The following is a 6,525-nucleotide window of genomic DNA, read 5'->3' as shown; positions in this document are numbered from 1 at the left end:
ATTCAACTTTGCAACAGAACCCCATTTCCTTTAAAGAAGCAAAACAAAATTATGATACTTCACCAAAGAATCAATTTACTGTAGACTACTTGCGAAACAAAGAAATGAAAAAAGTGCAATAAAAGTGCAGTAAAAAGATAAGAAGAGCCAGAAACCCTTGGTATAAGAGGATTTCTAGCTCTCCTACAACTACTCCATTTCAATAAATAGGGTCCATTATCTAGTATAGACCCTATATATTCATAGCCCCTTTCTGTTTGGTGTTAAAGTATTAGTCATCGATGTCATGCACTATCTTGTTTAGCTCCGTTTTGATGGAACTGGAAATATTTTCTAAATTGAAATGATTATATATTTCTTTATCCTTAAGCATCCTTTTTTGTGCCTTATTTAATTTACACTCATTGTTACCCACTACCCATTCATCCTTTCTACGTATAAAGGGGTTTGCGCACTTTCCTTTAACGCGTTTTGAACATCTTCATAAGGTAAATAAAATTCAATTGTAGATTAATTTTACAATCTTCCATATAACGTCTCCATCTTTTCAAAACGACTTAATTCTACGGGCTATAAATAACTTAATTTGCCAGTGTATAACGTTTCAGATTAAGCTACCACTAAGTTATAATAACCATATCGAAAGGAGACCAATCTAATGAAATATACGAAAACCAAAGCAGTATTAAATCAACTCGTTGCCGATTTGAGCCAGATGTCAATGATTATCCATCAGACGCATTGGTACATGCGTGGACCCAACTTTTTGAAGTTGCACCCCTTGATGGATGAGTTCATGGAAGAAATTGACAGCCAACTCGATGTCATTTCTGAACGGCTGATTGCGCTTGATGGCAGTCCTTACTCCACCTTAAAAGAAATGGCCGAAAACACTAAGATTCAAGACTGGCCTGGTGAATGGGACAAAACAACCCCAGAACGCCTCGCACACTTAGTTGATGGCTATCGTTACTTGGAAGACCTTTACCAACACGGCATTGAAGTATCCGATGTTGAAAAAGACTTCAGTACCCAAGATATTTTCATTGGTCTCAAAACCGCAATTGAGAAGAAAATCTGGATGATTCAGGCAGAGCTTGGGTCGGCGCCGGAAATTGATGAATAAAATAATATTAAAAAATCGGTAGACTTATGGTAGATTTTAAAATTAATCCGAACGCCCATTTGGATATTGGACAGCCCTAGTTCACAAAAGGTTTCGATTTTAATTCGTTCGGAATAGGTTATACTAGACAAAAGATCAGCTCCTAAAAGATGGGTTTGTGGTAAACACCATTTTAAAGGAAGCTGATCTTTTTTGTCCGAACAGCGTTCGGATTAATTCAAATCTTTATTAAAAAATATTTCATCTTATTTAACAAGAAACCATATTTATATAACAACATAAAATACACTAAGTTATTTTATTGAACATATATCGTACTTTATCTATCCGACTATTTGGACGACGGGGCTGGCAAACAGGTTCACCGGTAGTAACATGGTACCCTTTTAACTCTGTTAAACAAACACTACGTCCATTTGTAAAGAAAGTTAAATCACTACGATATTCTTGAATACACCGAGCAGGGATTTCTCCACTAAGAATGACCTCATTATTTTTCAATTGAGTGTCTACGATGTTCGCACAATATTTAGGAGCATCGTTGTATGCTCGTGAAAGATATTCCTGTGGCGCATAAATTTTAAAACTAAGATATGGCTCTAACAATTCTGTTCCAGCTTTTTTTAAGACTTGTTCCAATACAATAGGAGCAAGCATCCGAAAATCTGCTGGGGTACTAACAGGGCTATAGTATAAGCCATACTTAAAACAGATTTTACAATCCGTCACATTCCAACCATATAATCCTTGTTCGCAACCATAGCGTATCCCTTCCATAACTGCATTTTGAAATGATTGATTTAAGTATCCAAGAGAAACCGAGCTCTCATACTGCATTCCACTTCCCAACGGAAGCGGTGATACAGATAAACCAATGGAAGCCCAGAAAGGATTTGGCGGCACTTCGATGTGAATGGTATATTCTGCATTTTTTAACGGTCTCTCCATATAAATGACTGTAGGCTCTTTTAGTTCTATCTCCACATGATACTTTTCTTGCAACAGTGCACTAATCACTTCCATTTGTACTTTCCCTAAGAAAGAAAGTATAATTTCATGTGTCGTAGAATCCACGTAATATCGTAGAAGCGGATCACTATCTGAGATTTCCAAAAGGGCATCAAGCAACATTTCTCTCTGTTCAGGTTTACTCGGTTCAACAGTTGTTTGTAGTAGAGGGTGCGGATTTTCAATCTTTTTTCTCTGTGGCAATAGTTTTGTATCTCCAAGAACACTATTTAACTTCAAAAACTCATTTTGCAAAATAACAATTTCTCCAGAATAAGCTCTATCAATCTTACATAATTCACCATTTATTGAAGTATACATTTCTGTAACTTTTATTTTTTCTTTTTCTGATACTCTAACCGAATCTCGTAAATGTAGTACTCCACTATAAAGGCGTATATATGCAAGACGTTGTCTTTTTTTTGTATATTCAATTTTGAAAACATTTCCGCAAAGTTCAGACGGACCTCGATGTGTTGATGAATAAAATTTATTCGTAATCACTTCTATAAGGTTATCAATCCCTATATTGTTTTTTGCACTTCCGTGATAAACAGGGAACAGGGAACAATTATGAAATCTTATGCTTTCCTCTTGTTCGAGTTCCAATGCTTCTAATGATTTACCGGACATATATTTCTCTAAAAGGTCATCGTTTCCCTCTATTACCGTATCCCATTGTTCAGATTCGGTAAAGTTCGTCACACACATATTAGGATACAGTTCTACCTTCTGTTTGATTACAATTTCGGCAGAAAGTTTCTCTTTAATATCCTGATAAACCGTTGATAAATCAATTCCATTTTGGTCAATCTTATTGATAAAAAAGATTGTGGGAATCCCCATTTTCCTAAGTGCATGAAATAATATACGAGTTTGTGCTTGTACGCCATCTTTTGCAGAAATCAGTAGAATTGCCCCATCTAAAACTGATAATGAACGATATACTTCTGCTAAGAAATCCATATGTCCTGGCGTGTCTATGATGTTCACCTTCGTATTTTCCCACTGAAAAGAGGTTATTCCTGTCTGAATTGTAATTCCTCTCTGACGTTCTAAAAGCGTATTATCCGTCCTCGTTGTACCTTTGTCCACGCTTCCTAATTCTGTAATCGCTCCACTGTTATATAATAAGCTTTCTGTTAAGGTAGTTTTTCCTGCATCAACATGAGCTAAAACTCCAATATTAATAATTTTCATGTGATTTTCCTCCATTCAAAAACCCAAAAGTGCATAAAAATCCCAGTGATANNTATCACTGGGATTTTTATGCATAACCATAGGTATACAAAGCATACAGATATTCTCTGGATACTTTAGAATCACATGATAAAGGTATTCTTAAACTGGGTACAAAAAACTAAGCCCTCCTAAAAAAGGACATCTAATTATTTGTTCCTGCTATCAAATTGACAGTTTATTTAAGAATACCTTGCCGCATATTTATTAACTCCTTTTAAATAGTCACTTAAATAATAGCACGTAAGAGCATATTTGTAAAGGAATCTCCAATTTTTTATCAAAAAGAGTACATGATTACAAAGTATCTGTAATCATGTACCAATATTTGTTATTTTACAATCTTCCAATTATCTTGTTTTTCTAATATCAACTCAAATTGCGAGATTTGGGTTGCCTTTGTTTCTTGATCTAAATATTTCACAGCGACATTCACGATTACTTGGTTATCTTTTCTGGTAAAGATAGGATTCACCAATTCCTCGAAAACATATTCCTTGTTAATCATAGGTAACACATGATTACTTACATAGTAAGTCAATTCTTTTTCTGTGGCGGTAGGATAGAGCTGGAAGAACGTTTCTAAAAAGCTAATGATTTCGTCCATCGTTTCTGTATCTACTGTATGGTCACTTTCTAGCTGTTTGGGTTGGTAGTCCGATTTTTGAGGTTTCTTACTCATTGTCGGATTTTTGATAATAACCATATTATCTGATTCATCTATATGGACAACCACATGAAAGCTAGACGATATAGTTTCCTTGTCTTTGTCTTCGGTAATAACTTGTTCAACAGAAAACAGTACCTCAAAGGTGTTCTCATTCACTTGAGAAACCTGCCACACCTGTATATCGTTCACACTAGAACTAGTAGGAATATCCTTACGAATCATTTCTTCATTTAATACCTGCAATTCTTCCGTCAAATAATGGGTCAATTTCTCATTTCGTTTATCAATGGCTTCTTGGGATTGGAGAGCGTAAAATATCTTGTGTAAACGCACAAAAGATTTCTAAATTGTATAGAAATAGGGAATGCCTTCCCTTATGATATTTAGTAACCACAGAAAACATCACAGGAGGCATTCCCCATGAATGAACTTACCACAGAAATTATCGCTGCACTAGCCCAAAAACAAGATTTGGACGAAGTTTTTCGTCACCACCTTGAAATCGCCATCAACCAGCTGCTTCAAACTGAATTGGCAGAGTTTTTGGGTTACGAACGCTACTCATACGCTGGGATTAACACTGGTAATAACCGCAACGGCAGTTATGAGCGCTCGTTTGATACGAAGTACGGCCAACTTAACTTAACCATTCCTCGAGATCGCAATGGCCGGTTTGAAAATCATACCTTGCCAGCCTACGGTCGGCACAGTGATAATTTAGAAACAACGGTTATTCAGTTGTATACCAAGGGAATTACCACTGCTGAAATTGCCGAACTCATTGAGAATATGTACGGTGCTCACTACTCCAAAGCCACGGTTTCCAACATGACTAAAGCCGTCAATGAACAGGTTCAAGCTTTCCAGCAACGTCGACTGGCTTCACAATATGCGGCTATCTTCTTAGATGCCACTTACTTGCCGTTAAAGCGGGATACCGTTCAAAAAGAAGCAGTTCATATTGCGATTGGCATTCGTCCAGATGGTACGAAAGAAGTGCTGAACTACCAAGTGGCGCCGACGGAATCAACTGGGATCTGGACTGAATTACTGGGAACCCTGATTAAGCAAGGTGTCAAAGATGTGCTGTTGTTTGTGGCCGATGGGTTAGTTGGTTTGGATGAAGGTTTAAATCGGCATTTTCCCAAAGCTAAACGACAACGTTGCCTGGTTCATGTTGGGCGTAATTTGATAAACAAAGTTCGGGTGAAAGACCGTAAGGCCGTGATCAATGACTTTAAACAAGTTCATTGGGCTGCCAATCGTGAAGCAGCCGAACTGAAACTGAATGAGTTCGCCAACAACTGGCATCGTACCTATCCCAAGTTAATCAAAGATCTGCTTAAAATGCCGAATCTGCTCACTTTCATGGACTTTCCACCAGCCATTCGGCAATCACTCTACTCCACTAACTTGATTGAGAACTTTAACAAGCATCTCAAGCGCACCACCCACCGCAAAGAACAATTTCCAACGGAAGATTCACTGGATCGATTCCTGGTTTCTCAGTTTAATGCTTATAACGAGAAGTCTCTGAAGCGGATCCACCGAGGCTTTAAAGGACTCCAGGACACCTTGGAAGCATCATTTATTTGAGTTAGTTACATATTATATGTACGAAGGCATTTCATTTACACAAGATTCTTGACGCTACCTTTTATCAACTAGGTTATCGTGTTCACTGTCTGTTAACATTGCTTTAGATTTTTTCCCGACCACTCGTTCATAGTTGATAAAGGTTGCTGAACCGATACCAAAGCCATTATTTAATGCGTCATCAACAGATTGTGCCTGAATACTTGAAAAATTATTAGCTTTGTCCTTTGACTGTTCTTCCAGTTCGCCTGCACCAGGAGTGAACCAAATAAATGCTACATCATCTGCCGTTGATTTTATATACTCTTCAATCCATGACAGAAGTATGATAGTTTTTCCAGCTCCGGTAGGGGCCTTTATTGTTAGTTCATTAACTTTATATTCAGGTGCTGTGAATTCTAATAACTTATTTACTGCATTTTGCTGAAATTCTTTTAATTTTATCATCTACTCCATAGCTCCTTACCAAAAAAGTAATCTGGGATTTCTTGAATAGTTATCTTTAAATCTTTAATGATCTTGTTTTGTTTCGTGTCAAAAAAAACATCAGGGTGTATGAATACAGTTGAATTTCTTTTAAGGTTATTGTTTTTAATCAAAGAGTCTAATTGACTTTCACTTAATACAATTTGAACCTTGGGATTTGTGATATCTATTGAAAATTCAAGTTCAACTAGTGGGGTAATGAATTTCAGCAATTCATACTCAAGTGATTCATCTGGAAATTCATTTTTATTAACAAATTCTGTCTTAAAATATTTTAAGTTCATTTTGTTTTTTGAAACTAAAGCTTCTTTCTCAACTTCTCCTGTAAGTGCAAGTGTTTGGTCATGTAACTCTAGCTTCATTTTTGAATAACTATTTTGGTTCTGTTGCAAAGTTGAAT

General features: G+C 36.6%; 6 protein-coding genes and 2 pseudogenes. 2 read left to right on the top strand and 6 right to left on the bottom strand.

Annotated features, from left to right (window positions below; all coding sequences use genetic code 11):
- Window positions 1-658: 658 nt before the first annotated feature.
- Window positions 659-1,126, top strand: a complete 468-nt coding sequence (locus JVV30_RS12980; RefSeq protein WP_003587210.1) for a Dps family protein — start codon at window positions 659-661, stop codon at window positions 1,124-1,126.
- 41 nt (window positions 1,127-1,167) lie between these two features.
- On the opposite strand, the pseudogene JVV30_RS12975 reads toward JVV30_RS12980, so the two are convergent.
- From JVV30_RS12975 to JVV30_RS12960, 4 genes and pseudogenes are all read right to left on the bottom strand, one after another.
- A pseudogene (locus tag JVV30_RS12975) lies at window positions 1,168-1,257 on the bottom strand (IS30 family transposase); the annotation flags it as partial.
- 157 nt (window positions 1,258-1,414) lie between these two features.
- On the bottom strand, window positions 1,415-3,334 hold the full coding sequence (gene tet(M), locus JVV30_RS12970) for a tetracycline resistance ribosomal protection protein Tet(M) (protein WP_000691727.1): 1,920 nt from the start codon (window positions 3,332-3,334) through the stop codon (window positions 1,415-1,417).
- Window positions 3,335-3,349: 15 nt separating this feature from the next.
- Window positions 3,350-3,430 (bottom strand): tetracycline resistance protein, encoded by an 81-nt coding sequence (locus JVV30_RS12965; protein WP_153014608.1) that lies wholly within the window; start codon window positions 3,428-3,430, stop codon window positions 3,350-3,352.
- 274 nt (window positions 3,431-3,704) lie between these two features.
- Window positions 3,705-4,352: pseudogene (locus JVV30_RS12960) on the bottom strand (conjugal transfer protein); the annotation flags it as partial.
- A 111-nt stretch (window positions 4,353-4,463) separates the two neighbouring features.
- Between JVV30_RS12960 and JVV30_RS12955 the strand changes: the two are divergent.
- A complete protein-coding gene (locus tag JVV30_RS12955) occupies window positions 4,464-5,639 on the top strand; it encodes an IS256-like element IS1310 family transposase (RefSeq protein ID WP_002328814.1) in 1,176 nt (391 codons plus the stop codon).
- A gap of 54 nt (window positions 5,640-5,693) precedes the next feature.
- On the opposite strand, the gene JVV30_RS12950 is transcribed toward JVV30_RS12955, so the two are convergent.
- Entirely contained in the window at window positions 5,694-6,086 is a 393-nt protein-coding gene (locus tag JVV30_RS12950) for a DEAD/DEAH box helicase family protein (RefSeq protein ID WP_204194354.1), read from the bottom strand.
- A partial coding sequence (locus tag JVV30_RS12945) for a hypothetical protein (RefSeq protein WP_204194353.1) occupies window positions 6,083-6,525 on the bottom strand: 443 nt, incomplete at its 5' end. The genes JVV30_RS12945 and JVV30_RS12950, both read right to left, overlap by 4 nt.

Source organism: Staphylococcus sp. GDY8P47P (assembly GCF_016892225.1).
GTDB lineage: Bacteria > Bacillota > Bacilli > Staphylococcales > Staphylococcaceae > Staphylococcus > Staphylococcus borealis.
Note: the sequence above shows the minus strand (reverse complement) of the source record. Positions and strands in the feature narration are given on the sequence as shown.